The sequence below is a fragment of the Campylobacter sp. US42a genome (genome assembly GCF_004379055.1).
GTDB classification, from domain to species: Bacteria; Campylobacterota; Campylobacteria; order Campylobacterales; family Campylobacteraceae; genus Campylobacter_D; species Campylobacter_D jejuni.
On sequence record NZ_RYYK01000007.1, the window covers coordinates 57,178 to 74,314 of the forward strand.

Annotated in this window: 20 protein-coding genes, 5 tRNA genes and 1 pseudogene; 5 read left to right on the forward strand and 21 right to left on the reverse strand. The window is 31.5% G+C overall.

Going from position 1 to position 17,137, the window contains the following annotated elements; translation table 11 throughout:
- Positions 1–103: 103 nt before the first annotated feature.
- The 17 genes and pseudogenes from rplL to nssR form a co-directional block, all read right to left on the reverse strand.
- Positions 104–481, reverse strand: a complete 378-nt coding sequence (gene rplL, locus ELQ10_RS07285; protein WP_002854820.1) for a 50S ribosomal protein L7/L12 — start codon at positions 479–481, stop codon at positions 104–106.
- A 20-nt stretch (positions 482–501) separates the two neighbouring features.
- A complete protein-coding gene (gene rplJ / locus ELQ10_RS07290) occupies positions 502–981 on the reverse strand; it encodes a 50S ribosomal protein L10 (RefSeq protein ID WP_002858610.1) in 480 nt (159 codons plus the stop codon).
- A gap of 151 nt (positions 982–1,132) precedes the next feature.
- Positions 1,133–1,834 (reverse strand): 50S ribosomal protein L1, encoded by a 702-nt coding sequence (gene rplA / locus ELQ10_RS07295; protein ID WP_002854928.1) that lies wholly within the window; start codon positions 1,832–1,834, stop codon positions 1,133–1,135.
- A 54-nt stretch (positions 1,835–1,888) separates the two neighbouring features.
- Complete coding sequence (rplK, locus tag ELQ10_RS07300) at positions 1,889–2,314, reverse strand: 50S ribosomal protein L11 (protein WP_002779452.1); 426 nt, start codon at positions 2,312–2,314, stop codon at positions 1,889–1,891.
- Between the two features lie 25 nt (positions 2,315–2,339).
- Positions 2,340–2,873 (reverse strand): transcription termination/antitermination protein NusG, encoded by a 534-nt coding sequence (gene nusG, locus ELQ10_RS07305; RefSeq protein ID WP_002851098.1) that lies wholly within the window; start codon positions 2,871–2,873, stop codon positions 2,340–2,342.
- Between the two features lie 9 nt (positions 2,874–2,882).
- Positions 2,883–3,062 (reverse strand): preprotein translocase subunit SecE, encoded by a 180-nt coding sequence (gene secE, locus ELQ10_RS07310; RefSeq protein WP_002854985.1) that lies wholly within the window; start codon positions 3,060–3,062, stop codon positions 2,883–2,885.
- Between the two features lie 18 nt (positions 3,063–3,080).
- A tRNA-Trp gene (locus ELQ10_RS07315) sits at positions 3,081–3,156 on the reverse strand.
- 12 nt (positions 3,157–3,168) lie between these two features.
- Positions 3,169–3,327 carry a 50S ribosomal protein L33 gene (rpmG, locus tag ELQ10_RS07320; protein WP_002793551.1) on the reverse strand — a complete coding sequence of 53 codons (159 nt, stop codon included), beginning with the start codon at positions 3,325–3,327 and terminating at the stop codon, positions 3,169–3,171.
- 52 nt (positions 3,328–3,379) lie between these two features.
- The gene (gene tuf, locus ELQ10_RS07325) at positions 3,380–4,579 is read right to left on the reverse strand and encodes an elongation factor Tu (protein WP_002855271.1); all 1,200 of its coding nucleotides are present in this window, start codon (positions 4,577–4,579) and stop codon (positions 3,380–3,382) included.
- A gap of 68 nt (positions 4,580–4,647) precedes the next feature.
- A tRNA-Thr gene (locus ELQ10_RS07330) sits at positions 4,648–4,722 on the reverse strand.
- A 104-nt stretch (positions 4,723–4,826) separates the two neighbouring features.
- Positions 4,827–4,903 (reverse strand) — tRNA-Gly (locus tag ELQ10_RS07335).
- Positions 4,904–4,909: 6 nt separating this feature from the next.
- Positions 4,910–4,995, reverse strand: a tRNA-Tyr gene (locus tag ELQ10_RS07340).
- Positions 4,996–5,044: 49 nt separating this feature from the next.
- A tRNA-Thr gene (locus ELQ10_RS07345) sits at positions 5,045–5,120 on the reverse strand.
- Positions 5,121–5,211: 91 nt separating this feature from the next.
- Positions 5,212–5,972: pseudogene (locus ELQ10_RS07350) on the reverse strand (amino acid ABC transporter ATP-binding protein).
- A 1-nt stretch (position 5,973) separates the two neighbouring features.
- Positions 5,974–6,630 (reverse strand): amino acid ABC transporter permease, encoded by a 657-nt coding sequence (locus tag ELQ10_RS07355; RefSeq protein WP_134250406.1) that lies wholly within the window; start codon positions 6,628–6,630, stop codon positions 5,974–5,976.
- Entirely contained in the window at positions 6,623–7,324 is a 702-nt protein-coding gene (locus tag ELQ10_RS07360) for an amino acid ABC transporter permease (RefSeq protein ID WP_002858512.1), read from the reverse strand. Before ELQ10_RS07360 ends, ELQ10_RS07355 begins: the two co-directional genes overlap by 8 nt.
- Before the next feature lie 16 nt (positions 7,325–7,340).
- A complete protein-coding gene (nssR, locus tag ELQ10_RS07365; RefSeq protein ID WP_002868789.1) occupies positions 7,341–7,937 on the reverse strand; it encodes a nitrosative stress-sensitive transcriptional regulator NssR in 597 nt (198 codons plus the stop codon).
- 94 nt (positions 7,938–8,031) lie between these two features.
- On the opposite strand from nssR, the gene ctb reads away from it, so the two are divergent.
- Positions 8,032–8,415 (forward strand): truncated hemoglobin Ctb, encoded by a 384-nt coding sequence (gene ctb / locus ELQ10_RS07370; protein ID WP_002938007.1) that lies wholly within the window; start codon positions 8,032–8,034, stop codon positions 8,413–8,415.
- On the opposite strand, the gene recG is transcribed toward ctb, so the two are convergent.
- The 3 genes from recG to ELQ10_RS07385 are packed head-to-tail and all read right to left on the reverse strand — an operon-like array spanning position 8,412 to position 12,491.
- Positions 8,412–10,235, reverse strand: a complete 1,824-nt coding sequence (gene recG, locus ELQ10_RS07375) for an ATP-dependent DNA helicase RecG (protein WP_044305841.1) — start codon at positions 10,233–10,235, stop codon at positions 8,412–8,414. The genes ctb and recG overlap by 4 nt on opposite strands.
- A complete protein-coding gene (locus ELQ10_RS07380; protein WP_133401903.1) occupies positions 10,225–11,445 on the reverse strand; it encodes a pitrilysin family protein in 1,221 nt (406 codons plus the stop codon). Before ELQ10_RS07380 ends, recG begins: the two co-directional genes overlap by 11 nt.
- Positions 11,445–12,491 carry a dehypoxanthine futalosine cyclase gene (locus tag ELQ10_RS07385; RefSeq protein ID WP_002868792.1) on the reverse strand — a complete coding sequence of 349 codons (1,047 nt, stop codon included), beginning with the start codon at positions 12,489–12,491 and terminating at the stop codon, positions 11,445–11,447. The genes ELQ10_RS07380 and ELQ10_RS07385 overlap by 1 nt, the downstream gene beginning before the upstream one ends.
- Before the next feature lie 73 nt (positions 12,492–12,564).
- Here ELQ10_RS07385 and ELQ10_RS07390 point away from each other — a divergent pair, with 73 nt between their 5' ends.
- The gene (locus ELQ10_RS07390; RefSeq protein WP_044305839.1) at positions 12,565–13,752 is read left to right on the forward strand and encodes an MFS transporter; all 1,188 of its coding nucleotides are present in this window, start codon (positions 12,565–12,567) and stop codon (positions 13,750–13,752) included.
- Positions 13,753–13,767: 15 nt separating this feature from the next.
- Here the strand turns inward: ELQ10_RS07390 and nusA are convergent, their stop codons facing one another.
- Positions 13,768–14,856, reverse strand: a complete 1,089-nt coding sequence (gene nusA, locus ELQ10_RS07395; RefSeq protein WP_002866986.1) for a transcription termination factor NusA — start codon at positions 14,854–14,856, stop codon at positions 13,768–13,770.
- Positions 14,857–14,982: 126 nt separating this feature from the next.
- Here nusA and ELQ10_RS07400 point away from each other — a divergent pair, with 126 nt between their 5' ends.
- Genes ELQ10_RS07400 through ELQ10_RS07410 form a run of 3 tightly spaced genes read left to right on the forward strand, consistent with a single transcriptional unit; the run spans position 14,983 to position 17,136 of the window.
- Positions 14,983–15,225: an HP0268 family nuclease gene (locus ELQ10_RS07400; RefSeq protein ID WP_002851103.1), complete on the forward strand. Its 243-nt coding sequence runs from the start codon at positions 14,983–14,985 to the stop codon at positions 15,223–15,225.
- Positions 15,222–16,523: a tRNA (N6-isopentenyl adenosine(37)-C2)-methylthiotransferase MiaB gene (gene miaB, locus ELQ10_RS07405; protein WP_002880683.1), complete on the forward strand. Its 1,302-nt coding sequence runs from the start codon at positions 15,222–15,224 to the stop codon at positions 16,521–16,523. Before ELQ10_RS07400 ends, miaB begins: the two co-directional genes overlap by 4 nt.
- Entirely contained in the window at positions 16,507–17,136 is a 630-nt protein-coding gene (locus tag ELQ10_RS07410; RefSeq protein WP_002880682.1) for a lysophospholipid acyltransferase family protein, read from the forward strand. The genes miaB and ELQ10_RS07410 overlap by 17 nt, the downstream gene beginning before the upstream one ends.
- The last annotated feature ends 1 nt before the right edge of the window (position 17,137 follow it).

A 17,137-nucleotide genomic window follows, 5' to 3' on the forward strand; every position in this document is an offset into this window, starting at 1 on the left:
ATGGTAAATTTTGTAAATTTAAAAAAGAAGACCTAAAAATTAGGTAAAAATAAAAAAAGAAGACTTGCCTCGGCAAATCTTCTTCTAACTTTAAAGCTTAAAATTACTTAAGTTCTACTTTAGCACCAGCTTCTTCAAGTTGTTTTTTAGCTTCCTCAGCTTCAGCTTTAGCCACACCCTCTTTTAGAGTTGAAGGAGTTTGCTCAACTGCATCTTTTGCTTCTTTAAGACCAAGGCCTGTAAGAGCACGAACGATTTTAATAACTTCAATCTTTTTAGCACCGCCATCAGTTAAAACGATATCAAATTCAGTTTTTTCTTCAGCAGCAGCTGCAGCACCACCAGCTGCAGCACCACCAGCTACCATTACAGGAGCAGCAGACACACCAAATTTTTCTTCAAATTCTTTTACAAGTTCTGATAACTCAAGAACACTTAAATTTGAAATATATTCTAATACATCTTCTTTAGAAATTGCCATTTTTTATCCTTTTATTTAATTTATTCAGATTCTTTTTTATTTTTAAGCGCATTTAAACCTATTGTGAAATTGGTAATTGGCGCATTCCAAACTTGCAAAAGCATAGCAAGCAACTCATTGCGTGAAGGCATTTTAGCAAGAGCTTTAACCTTAGCAACATCTGCAACTTCGCCTTCAATATGAGCTGTTTTGATTTCAAATTTATCGTTATTTTCTTCAAATTTAGCAGCTACTTTTGAAACACTTAGCTGATCTTCGCCCCAAAGATAAATATTTGTATCTTTAAGAACTAGACCTGTTTTACCGGAATTGTTAAGAGCAATGTTAGCCAAAGTATTTTTAACAATTTGAACTTTTACATTGTTTTCTCTTGCATTATTTCTAAGCTCTTCTAGTTTTTTTGTGCTAAGACCTCTGTAATTACAAACTACAATAGCTTCACTAGCTTTAAAACCTTCTTCAAGTTTAGCAATAATCTCAACTTTTTCGCTTCTAGTCACATTTTCTCCTTTCCGATTGAGATTTCAAGTAGAGTGGAAATCCAATTAAGCTTACGCCTCGACTATCTTCAATCTAAAATAAACATCTCAAAAAATCAAAAATTTTTTCAAATGTTTATTTTAAAACAAAAGAGTTGCAAAAAAGCAACTCTTATTTCATATCAAGCAATTCTTGTGTTTCAAGCTTTACAGAAGGGCTCATTGTCAAAGATAAAGCCGCATTTTTAATATATCTACCTTTAGCTGCGGCAGGTTTGTGTTTGTTAATTGCCTTTACAAAAGTGCTAACATTGTCCCATAATTGTTCTTTGGAAAAACTTACTTTACCAAGACCTGCATGGATATTTCCTTGCTTATCAACACGGAAATTTACCTGACCACTTTTTGCATTATTAACCGCTTGAGCAACATCCATAGTCACTGTTCCGGTTTTAGGATTTGGCATTAAACCTTTTGGCCCTAAAATTCTACCAACTTTACCAACAAGTCCCATTAAATTTGGAGTAGCAATCAAAACATCAAAATTCATATTACCTTTTTGAATTTCTTCTACTAAATCATCGCTACCCACAATATCTGCACCAGCATTTTTCGCTTCATCAGCTTTTGCGTCTTTTGCAATTACAGCAACACGAACTTTTTTACCCGTTCCAGCAGGTAAAACAACAGATCCTCTTACCATTTGATCTGCATGTCTTGGATCAACATTAAGTTTTAAAGCAATTTCTACAGTCTCATCAAATTTAGCAGACTTTAAAGTCTTTATTGTATCAATTGCATCGCTTAAAGCATACTCTTTATTTGAATCAATTTTTTGTGATAATTCTTTTAATCTTTTTGCTATCTTAGCCATTTATTTTCTCCGCATTTTAAAGTGCTACCGCCTTTTACCTTGGCGGTGAAAGGATTAATCAACGATTTCAACACCCATAGAACGAGCTGAACCTGCAATAATTTTAGCAGCTTGATCTCTATCTTTAGTATTTAAATCTGCAATTTTCTTATCTACTATTTCTAAAACTTGAGCACGAGTTAACTTACCCACCTTATTTTTAAGTGGATTATCCGTACCTTTAGAAATTCCAGCTGCTTTTTTGATCAAATCCGTAGCTGGCGGTTGTTTTGTAATAAAAGTAAAACTTTTATCTGCATAAACAGTGATAACAACAGGGATATTAAAACCTGCCATATCTTTTGTTCTTTCATTAAAAGCCTTACAAAACTCCATAATATTAACACCTTGCTGACCCAAAGCAGGACCAACAGGTGGTGATGGGTTTGCTTTTGTGGCAGCAATTTGCAATTTAATTTCGCCTACGACTTTTTTAGCCATAACAAATCTCCTTACTTGATATAAATTAAATTATTTTCTCAACTTGAGAATATAAGATCTCCACTGGAGTTGAGCGTCCAAAAATAGAAACATTTAATTTTAATAAACCACGAACCATATCATACTCTTCTACAATTGCAGTAAAGTTTGCAAATGGCCCTTCTGTGATTCTCACATTTTCCCCTTCTTCAAAAGAAATCTTTGGTTTAGGCGCTGCACGATTGTGAACTTTTTCCAAAATCAAATTAATATCTTTTTCTGTTAAAGGGGTTGGCTTTTTGGATTCTCCAATAAAACGACCAACCTTTGGAAGAGATTGAATGCGATGCCAAAGCTCTGTATTTAAATCAAGAAGTGCAAAAACGTATCCTGAATACAAACTTCTTTCGCTAATCTTCTCCTTTCCATTCTTAAATTCAATAACATCTTCAGTTGGAACAACAATTTCTTTAAGTTGTTCTTCAATTCCGTTATCTTTTACTAAATTTTCAATGGCTCTTTTAACTGCCATTTCACTGCCAGCATAAGTTTGAATTGCATACCATTTATGAGTACTCATTTACTCTCCTTATACGATCGCAGAAACAATAGAGGACATAAGCCAATCCACTAACGCCAAAAACAAAGAAATCACCGCAACAACCACAAAAACTGTAATATAGGCATTTCTTACCTGTTCTTTTAAAGGAAAAATTACTTTCCTTAATTCGGCTTTTGATAATTTAAAATAAGTTATTAATTTTTCCATTTATTTAAACCTTAATTATGGCAGGGCAAGAGGGATTCGAACCCCCAACCATCGGATTTGGAATCCGGCGCTCTACCGTTGGAGCTATTGCCCTAAGGGCGCAAGCTTAACTTTTTAGCTTAACTTCTTTGTGAAGTGTATGTTTTTTTAATCTTGGGCAATATTTTTTTAATTCTAATTTTTCAGTAGTATTTTTACTATTTTTATAGGTGCTATAATTAATATCACCACATTCTTCACACTTTAAACCAACTTTAATTCTCATTTCAATTTTCCTTAAAAAATTAAAGCCAAGCTTTTAACTTGGCTTTATTAAATTATTTAATAATTTTAGAAACAACACCTGAACCAACAGTTTTACCACCTTCACGAATAGCAAAACGAGTTCCTTCTTCAAGTGCTACTGGAGCGATCAAGCTTACAGTAATTCTCACATTTTCACCTGGCATAACCATTTCAACACCATCAGCTAATTTAATCGAACCTGTAACATCAGTTGTTCTTACATAAAACTGTGGTCTATAGTTGTTAAAGAATGGAGTATGTCTACCACCTTCATCTTTATTTAAGATATAAACTTCAGCTTCGAAGTCAGTGTGTGGAGTAATTGATTTTGGTTTAGCAAGAACCATACCACGGATAACTTCTTCTTTTTTAGTACCACGAAGAAGAACACCTACGTTATCTCCTGCTTCGCCTTGATCCATTTCTTTTCTGAACATTTCAACACCTGTTACAGTTGTTGTTTGAGTATCTTTAATACCAACGATTTCGATAGTATCACCTACTTTTACAACACCTTTTTCAATTCTACCTGTAACAACAGTACCACGACCTGAAATTGAGAAAACGTCTTCAATTGGCATCAAGAAGTCTTTTTCAGTATCACGAGTTGGAGTTGGAATATAGCTATCAACTGCAGCCATAAGATCCATAATTTTTGCTGACCATTCACCATCTTGTCCAGCTTTAGCTTCTTCAAGAGCTTTTAAAGCAGAACCAGAAATAATAGGTGTATCATCGCCTGGGAAATCATAAGAGCTTAATAATTCTCTAATTTCCATTTCAACTAACTCTAAAAGTTCAGCATCATCAACCATATCTGCTTTATTCATAAAAACAACAATATATGGAACGCCTACTTGACGAGAAAGAAGAATGTGTTCTCTAGTTTGTGGCATAGGGCCATCTGCAGCAGAAACAACCAAGATCGCTCCATCCATTTGTGCAGCACCTGTAATCATGTTTTTAACATAATCTGCGTGACCTGGGCAGTCAACGTGTGCATAGTGACGATTGTCTGTTTCATATTCAATATGAGAAGTAGCAATAGTAATACCACGCTCTTTTTCTTCTGGAGCATTATCGATATTATCATAATCTTTAAGCTCTGCTAAACCTCTTCTAGAAAGAACAGCAGAAATAGCAGCTGTTAAAGTAGTTTTACCATGGTCAACGTGACCAATAGTACCAATATTTACGTGTGGCTTATTACGTGAAAATTTTTCTTTAGCCATTTTTTTCCTCCGTATAAAAAATAAATTGAGCAAAGCAAGTCTTATATCTATATAATTTTTTCAATTCATGGAGCTCATAGCGGGAATTGAACCCGCGACCTCTCCCTTACCAAGGGAGTGCTCTACCTCTGAGCCATACGAGCGCTCAGAAAAATTATACACAATAACAGACAACAAAAACTCTTAAATGGGATATATACTGTAAGTTAAAGGTTTTAAAATACAGCTCCCAGTTCTTTTAAATTGTTGGAGCGGGAAACGGGACTCGAACCCGCGACCCTCAGCTTGGAAGGCTGATGCTCTAGCCAACTGAGCTACTCCCGCAAAGCATGGTGGTGAGTCGTGGATTCGAACCACGGAAGGCGAAAGCCAGCAGATTTACAGTCTGCCCTCGTTGGCCACTTGAGTAACTCACCATAAAAATATTGCTTTTTCAATATTCTGGTCAAACACTGCTAAAATAAATGGAGCTGGTTAAGGGACTTGAACCCCCGACCTGCTGCTTACAAGGCAGCTGCTCTACCAACTGAGCTAAACCAGCAAAAATAAAAGTGAGATTATAACTCAAAAAAAAATTTTTGTCAAGACTTTTTTAGTTTTTCTATAAAATTTTAGTCTTGTAAAGTTTATTATCATAAACCAATATTATTTTTATCTATTTATGATAATCAAACAAATTTAAAAATTTCTTTGCTCTTTCGCTTTTTGGATTTTCAAAAAAACTTTTAGGATCATTTTCTTCGATGATTTTTCCTTCATCCATAAAAATAATTTTATCTGCTACAGCTTTAGCAAAACCCATTTCATGAGTAACAATAAGCATAGTCATACCCTCTTTTGCAAGATTTAGCATTACCTCTAAAACTTCTCTAACAATCTCAGGATCCAACGCTGCTGTAACCTCATCAAAAAGCATTAACTCAGGATTCATACATAGACTTCTTACTATGGCAATTCTTTGCTTTTGTCCTCCGCTAAGTTCTCTTGGATAAGCATGAATTTTATGCAAAAGCCCCACCTTTTCAAGCCAAATTTTAGCCTCTTTTAAAACCTCATCTTTCTTTCTTTTTTGCACTTTCATAGGCCCTAAAAGTATATTTTCTTCAACACTTAAATGCTCAAAAAGCTCATAAGATTGAAAAACCATACCAACTTTTTGACGCATTCTTGGCCATTCTTTAAAATCTTTATCTATTTTCTCATTATCAATATAAATATTACCACTTGCAATCTCTTCAAGCCCATTAATACAACGCAAAAGCGTAGATTTTCCACATCCGCTAGGACCTAAAATCACCACAACTTCTTTAGCCTTAACTTCTAAATTAATATCTTTTAAGGCGTGATGCGAACCATAATACTTTTGTAAATTTTCTATTTTTAGTATGCTCATTTTAGCTCCATTTTTTCTCTAATTTTCTTGAATATAAAGTGATAGGATAACAAAGTATAAAAAAGATAAAAAAAATCAAACCATAAATAATAAAAGGTGCAAAATCATTTCTATTATGAAATTCTATAATTTGTTGCCCTACTTTTACAAGCTCTACCGCGCCGATTAAATAAGCAAAGGTTGTACTTTTAATCATACGAGTAAGTAAATTCATGCTCATAGGAGTTAAACGACGCATAGCTTGTGGAATAATAATATAAACAAAACTTTGCACCGTATTTAAACCTAAAGATGATGCACTTTCATGCTGATGTTTTGGAATACTCTGCAAGGAAACACGCACCAAATCCATCATCTCAAAACAACCCCAAATGCTAAAAACAATAATAGCTGCACTTACAGAACTCAAATCCCACCCAAACCATCTAGGAAAACCAAAATACACCACAAAAAGCCATACTAAAAGTGGCATAACACGCACAAATTCTAAACCTAAACGACAAAAAGCATAGATATAGGTATTTTTAAAACTCATTAAAATTCCTAAAAATAACCCACCTATCGAAGTAATAATAATGCTGATAAATGAAATTTCAAGAGTGACAAAAAGCCCTTGCCAGAGTCTTAAAAGCGTATCGGTATTTAAAAGTTCAAGCATGAAGCAACCTTTTTTCAAACTTTAGCAAAATAAAAGACAAAGGCAAAATAATGCATAAATATCCCATAAACAACAAAAACAATAGCTCATCTGTCTTATAGGTTAAGGAATTTAAACTCTTCATTAAATTCACCAAATCTGGCAAGGCAATAATGCTAACAACTGAAGTTTCTTTGATTAAAAATATAATATTAGCACTAATACTTGGCATAGAAATAGCCAAAGCTTGCGGCAAAATCACATAACGCAAATTTCCAAATTTTGAAAAACCCAAAGAAAGTCCCGCTTCAAACTGCTGTTTTCTTATGGCTTCAAATCCCGCTCTTAAACTTTCAGCCATATAAGAACCCCCTAAAAAACTAAGTCCTACTATAGCACAAGCAAAAGAAGGTCTTAAAGTTTCTTCTACACTTAAACAAATCAAATCAAGCGGTGGAATTTGCTCTAAATGTATATTAAATTTAGGTAAAGCATAATATAAGAAAAAAAGTTGAATTAATAAAGGCGTATTTCTTGAAAACTCTATATAAAGCTTGCAAATATTTTCTAAAATTTTTATTTTAAAATAACTCATTAAAATGCAAAACAAGCCTATTATCAAAGAAAAAATAATTCCAAAAAAGCTTAGTTTTATCGTAAGCCAAGCAGCCGTTAAAAAAGCAGGAGCTTGAGCTAATATAAAATCAAAATCCATTCTCTACCTTAAATTTTTACCAAAGTTCTTTCATGATCATATCTTTATTTAAAATTTCAATTCTACCTTTTTTTGTATCAATAAGTTCTGAAATTTTAAGTTCTTTTAACACTCGAGATAAAGATTGTGCTCTAACATTTAAATCAATTGCAATTTGTTTTTGTGAAATTGTATCTAAATTTTTTTCATTTTCCAAAAGATACTTTAATAATCTCGTCCTTAAATCTAATGCATTTTGAGATAATTTCTTTTCTAAAATTTTAATTTTATCAAAAAGTGAACTGATAAGTAAAAAATTGAATTCTTTATTTTCACTGCATAAATTTTGAAAATTAATAAAATCAATTTCCAAAATTTCTCCATCTTCCTCAAATATAGCATTAGCAGGATAATTTAATTTTTTAAAAGCAGGCATTTCTGCTATAAAATTTGGAGGATTAAAATAATGCAAAGTAATTTCTTTATCACTTGCTGTACTTTTATAAATGCGTATTTTTCCCTTGAGTAAAATAAAAAATTTTTTAGCCTCTTCGCCTTCATAAAATAAAATACTATTTTTTTGAAATTTTTTTAATTTTCCTACACTAGATAAAAGTTCTAAATAATCTTTCATTATATACATTTTCCATTCTTAACTTATGTTAAATTTAATTTATCTTATTTTTGCTATATTAACGCCATAAAATTAACATTTAAGAAAGGCTTATATGAAATTTGAAACAATTAATCAAGAAAGCATAGCAAAACTCATGGAAATATTTTATGAAAAAGTTAGAAAAGATAAGGATTTAGGTCCTATTTTTAACAATGCTATTGGAACAAGCGATGAAGAGTGGAAAGAACATAAAGCAAAAATAGGAAATTTTTGGGCAGGCATGCTTTTAGGCGAAGGTGATTATAATGGGCAACCCTTAAAAAAGCACTTAGATCTACCTCCTTTTCCACAAGAATTTTTTGAAGTTTGGCTAAAACTTTTTGAAGAAAGTTTAAATATGGTTTATAATGAGGAAATGAAAAATGTCATTTTACAGCGTGCACAAATGATAGCCTCACATTTTCAAAATATGCTTTATAAGTACGGCGGACATTAATTTGGCAATTTTTTTGCCAAATCTTTTTTTACCTCTTCTAAAATCTCCTCATCCTTAGAAAAGTCAAAAAATTTAAACTCATTTCCATGCTGCATAAAACCATCAAGCAAATCTCCACTCAAACGATTTTTAAGGTCAAGTTCTGCTATTTTAAACCCATCTAAAGTGCTAGCAAATTCTTTTAAACGACTCGGAATTTCTTTAAGTTTAGTATAAAGATAGCAAGTACTTTTAAGCCCTACACGACCTACACGGCCACGAAGTTGATGTAAGGTAGCAAGTCCTAAACGTTCTGCCCCCACAATCACTATCATACTCAATCTTGGCAAAGAAATACCTACTTCCACCACTGTAGTGCTTAGTAAAATATTTCCCTCATCTCTAAAACGCTCTAAAATTTCATCTTTTTGTTTATCTTTTCCATGAGTTACAAAAACTTTTTCATAATGACTCTGCCAATACCCCCTAGCCTGCTCTAAAGAAAGATAAGGAATCTTATCACTAGCACTCACTAAGGGATAAATAATGATAATTTGATGATTTTTAACAATTTCTTCCTTGATCTTCTCACTAAGCTTAGAAAAGCCTTTATTTTGTATACAATAAGTTGTAATATCTTTTTCAAAAGGCATTTGTTTAATAAAGCTAAAATTTAAAAGTTCAGATTGTATCATGCTTAAAGTTCTTGGAATAGGCGTAGCTGAAAACTGTATAAAATGAGGGGCAAATTCTTGTTTATTTAAAGAATGAATTTTTTCACGCTGAGCTGATCCGAAACGATGTTGTTCATCTATCATTACAAGCACGGCATTATGACTTTCTAAATGAATTAAAGCATGAGTGCCTATGATAAGATTTGCTTTTTGGATATTTTGTTCTAAATCTTTTTCTTTTTTACCCCCTTTAATAAACAAAATATTCATAAAATCAGGTAAAAATTTCTTAGCCTCTTCATAAAGCTGATACGCTAAAATACTAGTAGGCGCCATTAAAATAGCTTGCTTAGGATAAACCATCAAAGCCGCACCAAGTAAAACCAAGGTTTTACCACACCCCACATCACCCATAATCACACGCCTTTTGGCTTCTTTTGAGTATAAATCTTTTTCTATGTCTTTTAAGGCGTTAAGCTGATCTTTAGTAAGAGAAAAAGGCAAATCCTTAATCCAATTGGCTATATTAAAAACATTGATTTGATGAGCTTTAAAATGCGTTTTTTTAGCTTTTAAACGTTTTAAAAAATTATATATTTCTATATATTTTAAATCTTTGCTAAAATTTTGCAAATTTTCAAACATAAAAAAACTTTTTTCATCATAAGCGTGCAAATTTAAAAGAAAATGTATATATTTATCCTCTATACTACTTTCTTTTAAATTTTCATAATTAAGATATTTATGTATAAAAGCAGCAATTTTTGTATCTTTTAAACCTAAAATTTGATACTTTGGACTAAAACCCTCAAAAGAAGTTAAAATTTTAGGATTGTTAAATTGCCAAGTGTGATTAAAACGCGAGAGCTTGGCATTAAAAATAAGCTCTTTTCCTACCTTACAAATCCTAAAATGCCAAGCTCTAGGATGAAAAAACACAAAAGAAATATTTTCTTGCCATTCTTCACAAAAACCTAAACCAAAAAGTTGATTTTTTCTTGAACTAACGCTTTTTATAGTGATTTTTTGGGTGCAAATTTCATTTTCTTTGGGATTTTTACTTGGATTTAAATTTTCAATTTTTTTAGGTAAAAGAAGGGCTAAATCAATAGCACTTCTAATTTTTAATTTTTTAAAAAATTCAAAATCACTTTCTTTAATTTTCATTTTGTATGCTTGCAAAACTTATATTTAAAAGCTCTTGATGTTTTTTAATATAAGCATTGATGGTTTCAAGTTTAACCTTTTCCATAAGTTTTAACTCTTCTTTATAATATCCTAATTTTAAACCTTGATAAAATTCATTAAAGGTCATAGATAAACGCTTGCTTAAGCTTTCATAACGCAAAGGAGTTGATCCTATGAGAAAATTTTTAGCTTGATCAAGTTCATTTTGAGTCATGCCATTTTTTATAAAATCTTCAAAAAGCTCTTTTACGATTTTTTTAGCTTCTTTAGCACTTTCATTTTTAGTTTGTAAATATCCAAAAACTCTAGAAAAAGACATATTCATATCAAGCATAGCATAAGCTGAGTATGCAAGACCTCTTTTAACGCGAATTTCTTCCATAATCCTTGAACCAAATCCTCCTTGCCCTAGAACAAATAAAGCAATTTTTGCAAGATATAAATCCTTATCTTTAAAATCAGCAAAAAAAGGTGTAGCAAAATAAATATAAGCTTGTTCACTTTCTGGGCGTAGCAAAATTTCATCTTTGATGTTTTTGCTTAACTCATATTTTTTTGGAGTATTTTTCTTACCTATTTGAAGTTTTGATAAGAGTTTTAAAAGATCTTCCTTGGCTTGTTTTTCTTCTAAATCTCCTCCTAAAATCACAACCAAATCACTAAGATGGATAAAATTTTTATAAAAATTTTGCAAATCTTTTAAAGACAAAGTTTCTATACTTTTTTCATCCCCATCATTTGGACTTTGAAATTCTTTACATTTAAAAATTTGAGCATTGAGTAAATTTTTTGCTAAATAATCAAAATCACTATTTTTACTCGCAAGTTCACCTAAGGCATTGATTTTTAATTTTTGCAAAATTTTTTCTTCTATTCTTGGTTTTAAAAGCAATTTTTCTAAACTCTTTAAAGCAAAATCAAAATTTTCTTTTAAACAAGAAAGATTGATTTCCAAGCTTTCAAAACCACTACTTGCCTCTAAATTTATCGCTCTAAATTCTAAATCTTTAAAAAATTTATCATCCACGCCTTCATTTAAAATGCGCGAAAACATTTTAGCCGAACCTGCTATTTCATCATAACTTCTAGCACAATTTCTAAAAACAAGCTTTAAAACAACAATAGGAAAATCAGAATTTTTTTCAAAAATAAAAGGGATTTTAACACCCCTGCTCTCTAAATACTGCATTAAAACCTTTCTAAAATTTCATAAGCGGTATTGCGTTTAGCTGGATTTTCGCCTAAACTTCTAATCAGCCTTATCATCTCATCTTGATTCATTCTATAACTTGCTCCTGCAGCACTTACTACATTTTCTTCCATCATAGTTGAGCCTAAATCATTGGCCCCAAATTTTAAAGCAAGCTGGCCTATAAGTGAGCCTTGAGTTACCCAAGAACTTTGTAAATTTTTAAAATTATCTAAATAAAGTCTTGCTAAAGCTAAAAGTCTTAAATACTTGTTAGAACTTTGTTTCATAATCTCTGGATGTTTTTGGATTAAAGCAGTATTATCACTTTGAAAGCTCCATAAAATAAAAGCTCTAAAACCACCTGTTTCATCTTGTAATTTTCTTAAATGTTCAAAATGATCGATGATTTCTTCATCATTTTCAACCGTTCCAAACATCATGGTAGCTGTACTTTTCATGCCGATTTTATGAGCTTGGCGATGTACTTCTAACCAAGTAGCTGTATCACATTTATTGGGTGCGATAATATCACGCACCCTATCGCTTAGCACCTCAGCTCCCGCTCCTGGTATAGAAAATAAACCCTTAGCTTGTAATCTTTTTAACACTTCAGTGATTGAAATTTTAGATGCTTTTGCAATATAAGCGATCTCAACTGCTGAAAAACCATGCACAGTGATATTTGGATAATGTTCTTTTATCCAAGAAACTAATTCTTCATACCATTCTATTTTTAATTTTGGGTGCACCCCGCCTTGAAAAAGAATTTGTGTACCCCCGATAGCTTCAAGCTCTTCTATCTTTTTGCCTATCTCTTCAAAGCTTAAAATATAAGCATCATCTTCTTTATGATGGCGATAAAAAGCGCAAAAAGAACAATCAATACAACAAACATTGGTATAATTAATATTTCTATCTACAACAAAAGTGGTGATTTTTTCAGGATGAAGTTCTAATTTTCTTTTATAAGCCATTTCTCCAAGTTCTGTTAAACTTGCATGGTGTAATAAATCTAAAGCTTCTTTTTTATCCAGTCTTTTCAAAATTTTTCCTTGTTTTTTACATAATTAAAATAATTATAGCATTTAAAATATAAATTATGCTATAGTTTCGCTTATGAATTACATTGAACTATTAAAAAATAATAAAAATATCAGAATATTAGCTTCGGTTCAGTTTATAGTATATTTTGGAGCATGGTTTTCTCAAACGGGAGTTTTTACCCTTTTAGTCGAACTTAATGCTCCTACTTGGGCAACGGCTACAAGTGCCATGCTTGCTTTTTTACCTGGAGTTTTACTTGCTCCTATTAATGGCGTCATAGTAGAGAAAAATAAACCTAAAAAACTTTTACTCAGTATGATTAGCATAGAATTAATTTCTATTTTTTGTCTTATTTTTGTCACAAGTCTTAGTATGCTTTGGCTTTTATTTATTTTAATTTTCATAAGACTTTGTGTTGCTTCGATTTATTTTCAAGCTGAAATGAGTTTATTGGTCAAAATTTTAACTCCTCAAGAACTTAAACTCGCTAATGAAATGCACAGTGTCATTTGGGCGATTTCTTATACAGCAGGTATGGCAAGTGCGGGAATTTTTATTTATTTTCTAGGAGTTAAAACCGCTTTTTTATTTGACTGCATGCTTATACTCATAGGCATTTCTTTTTTAGTAAGATTAAGCATTCCTGATTTTCATCAAAAAACACAAAGTCGCTTTTTTACCATGATAAAAGAAGGATTTTTCTATGTTTTAAATAATAAAATAATTTTTCATCTTATTTTACTTCATGCTTTTATAGGTTTAACTGCTTATGAAACCTTGGTTACACTTTTAGCACAACATCAATATAAAAAAGTTTTATCCGCTGCTTTAGTAATAGGGTTTTTAAATGCAGTACGTGCTTGTTCTTTAGCTATAGGACCTATGGTTTTAAGCAAATTTATTAATGATAAAAATTTATTTTACATGTATCTTGGTCAAGGCTTGGGTATTATACTTTGGGCTTTAACTCAATTTAATTTTTATATTTCTTTTTTAGGTTTAATTGGTGCAGGTTTTTTTACCTCAGCACTTTGGGCTTACACCTACACTATGATACAAAAAAATGCTGACAAAGAATATCATGGTAGAGTGATCGCTTATACAGATATGATTTATCTTAGTTTTAGTGCTATTATTTCAATGCTTATGGGCTTTTTATTTGAAATAGGCTTGAGTTTAGAACTAATTACAGGCTTATTGGGTATGATTTTTATCTTTGCGGCATTTTATTGGAAGTGGTTTTATAAAAAATATTTGTGAAAATTCACAAATATTTTAAATTTTAAACAAATCTTGAAGATTTTTCATTGCTTCTTCATTGCTGATGGCATTATTTAGCTGCGATGAGCTTAATTCATTGAGCTCTATTTCATAACCACTTAACATAGAAGCAAGGCGAATATTAATACCATTTTTTCCTATAGCTTTGCTTTTTTGTTCGCTATTTAAACTTACAATAGCTTTTTTATCTTCAATTTTTACAGAATTTACAATAGCAGGAGCCAAGGCACGAGAAATTAAAATTTCACTCTCATTTGTAAATTCTATACAATCAATATTTTCATTATGAAGCTCTTTGCTTACTGCATTAATTCTTACACCTTTAACACCTACTGTAGCACCTACAGGATCGATATTTGCTCCATTGGCCTGAAGAATGATTTTTGCTCTTTCACCTGGAATTCTAGCACATCCTATAATATTGACATAACCATCTTTGATTTCTGGAACCTCAGCTTCAAGCAAACATTCTAAAAATTTAGGACTTGTACGACTAAGCTCGATTTTAATACCCTTATCTGTATAAACACGGCGTATCACAGCTTTTGCCACATCACCTATTTTAAACTTTTCCCCTTTAATGCGATTTTTTCTCGGTAAAAAAGCTCTTAATTCATCTATTTCAATAAAAGTATTTTCTTCATTATCTACTCTAACAACTGTACCAAAAACCATTTGCCCTACTTTGTTTTTATATTTTTCAAAAATAGTTTGTTCTAATAATTTTTGTATATGATATTCAAGTTCTTTATGCAAGGTATTTACCGCAGTTCTTCCTAAATTTTCCAAAGAACATTCATAGGTTAATTCATCTCCTATTTCAACATCTGGAGCTTCTGATTTTGCCTTACTTAACGCGATAAAACTCTCACTTTTATTTTGCAATCTCTCGTCATTATCTGCTACTATGGTAATTTTTTGATAAAGATTTAAATTTTTAGGATCCACAAAAAACTCATATTCTTGTCCATAAATTCTTTTTGCAGTATTGATTAAAGCGGTAGCTACCTTTTCTCTTACATTCTCTAAGTTTAAATTTTTTTCATTAGCAATAGATTCGATAATATCTGCTATCTTTTCCATATTTTATAAAACCTTTTTTGTGGGAAATTTAAAAATGTAGATAAAAATTATATCCTTAATAAGTTTAATTAAAAGTAAAATTTGCTAAAATTATAGATTAAAATGAAAATTCTTAAGGATTTAGCTATGGAATTAAAATTGGCAAGAACTTTGATTAATGAAAAACCTAAAAATATTAGCCTAGAAAAAATCGAAGAGGCTATAGAAAAAGAAGGACAAAAGTTTTTTTATTTTGATAAAGATAATACACACAAACAACTCATTGCCCTTGTAAATCATTTTGAAAAAAAAGGAGTAAGCATTTATCATAGAACCGTAAAATACGGACTTGATGATAATGATTTTATGTATGAGGTACATATTCTTTGAGTGCTAAAAAACTTTTTATCCAAACTTTAGGTTGTGCGATGAATGTTAGAGATTCTGAGCATATGATCGCAGAATTAACACAAAAAGAAAATTACGCACTAACAGAAGATATCAAAGAAGCAGATCTTATTCTTATCAATACCTGTTCAGTGCGTGAAAAACCTGTGCATAAACTTTTCTCAGAAGTGGGTGGCTTTGAAAAAGTTAAAAAAGAAGGTGCTAAAATAGGAGTTTGTGGATGCACTGCATCACATTTGGGAAATGAAATTTTCAAACGTGCTCCTTATGTGGATTTTGTTCTAGGGGCAAGAAATATTTCCAAAATCACTCAAGCTATAAAAACTCCAAAATTTATGGGGGTGGACATAGACTATGATGAAAGTGAATTTGCTTTTGCAGATTTTCGAAATAGTATTTATAAATCCTATATTAATATCTCCATAGGTTGTGATAAACACTGCACTTATTGTATAGTGCCACATACTAGAGGAGATGAAATCTCCATACCTTTTAACATCATCTACAAAGAAGCTCAAAAAGCCGTTGAAAAAGGCACTAAAGAGATTTTCTTGCTAGGACAAAATGTCAATAACTACGGCAAAAGATTTAGAAACGAACATAAAAAAATAGACTTTTCAGATCTTTTAGAAGAACTTAGCACTATAGAAGGTTTGGAACGCATTCGCTTTACAAGTCCACATCCTTTGCATATGGATAATAAATTTTTAGAAGTTTTTGCCAATAATCCAAAAGTTTGCAAATCCATGCACATGCCTTTACAAAGCGGCTCAAGTGAAATTTTAAAAGCTATGAAGCGTGGCTATACTAAAGAATGGTATTTAAATAGAGCTTTAAAACTTAGAGAACTTTGTCCAAATGTTAGCATTTCTACAGACATTATTGTAGCTTTTCCAGGGGAAAGTGAAAAAGATTTTGAAGAAACTATGGATGTTTTGGAAAAAGTGCGTTTTGAACAAATTTTTTCTTTTAAATACTCCAAACGCCCTTTAACAAAAGCCGCAACCATGCCTAATCAAATCGATGAAGAAACAGCTTCAAGAAGACTTAGCACCTTACAAAATCGTCATAGTGAAATTTTAGATGAAATTGTAAAAAAACAAGAAAATAAAACTTTTAAAGTTTTATTTGAAGAATTAAGAGCAGGCAATAGCATTGCTGGAAGAACAGATAATAATTTTTTAGTTCAAGTTGAAGGTAGCGAAGAACTTTTAGGGCAATTTAAAGAAGTAAAAATCACTAATGCAAAGCGTATGGTTTTATATGGGGAAATCGTTTAAAATCCATTGCTTAACATATATAATTTTCATCTTGCAATGGCTTATTTTTTTAAGCTGTAAAAAGCACTATAAAGGTGAAAAAGTTGACCGTAAAGCTGGTGTGATACTTTTTTGGCATGGAAAATTAGCACTCATGCCTTTTGCGTTTAGACATTATAGACAAAAAAATAAAAAAGCCTATGTCATGATCTCCCACCATAAAGATGGAGAACAAATTGCAAAAATCATCAAGCTTTTCGGTCTTGATACTGTAAGAGGAAGCACTTCAAGGGGTGCTAGCAGTGCACTTAGAGCTGCATTTAAAGTTTTAGAACAAAATGACGATATAGTTATCACGCCCGATGGTCCACGAGGGCCTTATCATAGTATTTCAGATGGTTCTATCATTTTGGCTCAAAAAAAAGAACTAAAGATAAGAATTTTAAACTATGAAGCAAATCGTTTTTGGGAATTTAAAAGTTGGGATAAGATGATCTTGCCAAAACCTTTTAGTAAGATTACTTATAGTCTAAGCGAACCTTTGGATATTTTATCTTTAGATAAAGAAAAAGCTAAAGAATTCCTAATGGAACAATTTGATAAAATTAGCTTAGCTGATCAATTTAAGGAATGAA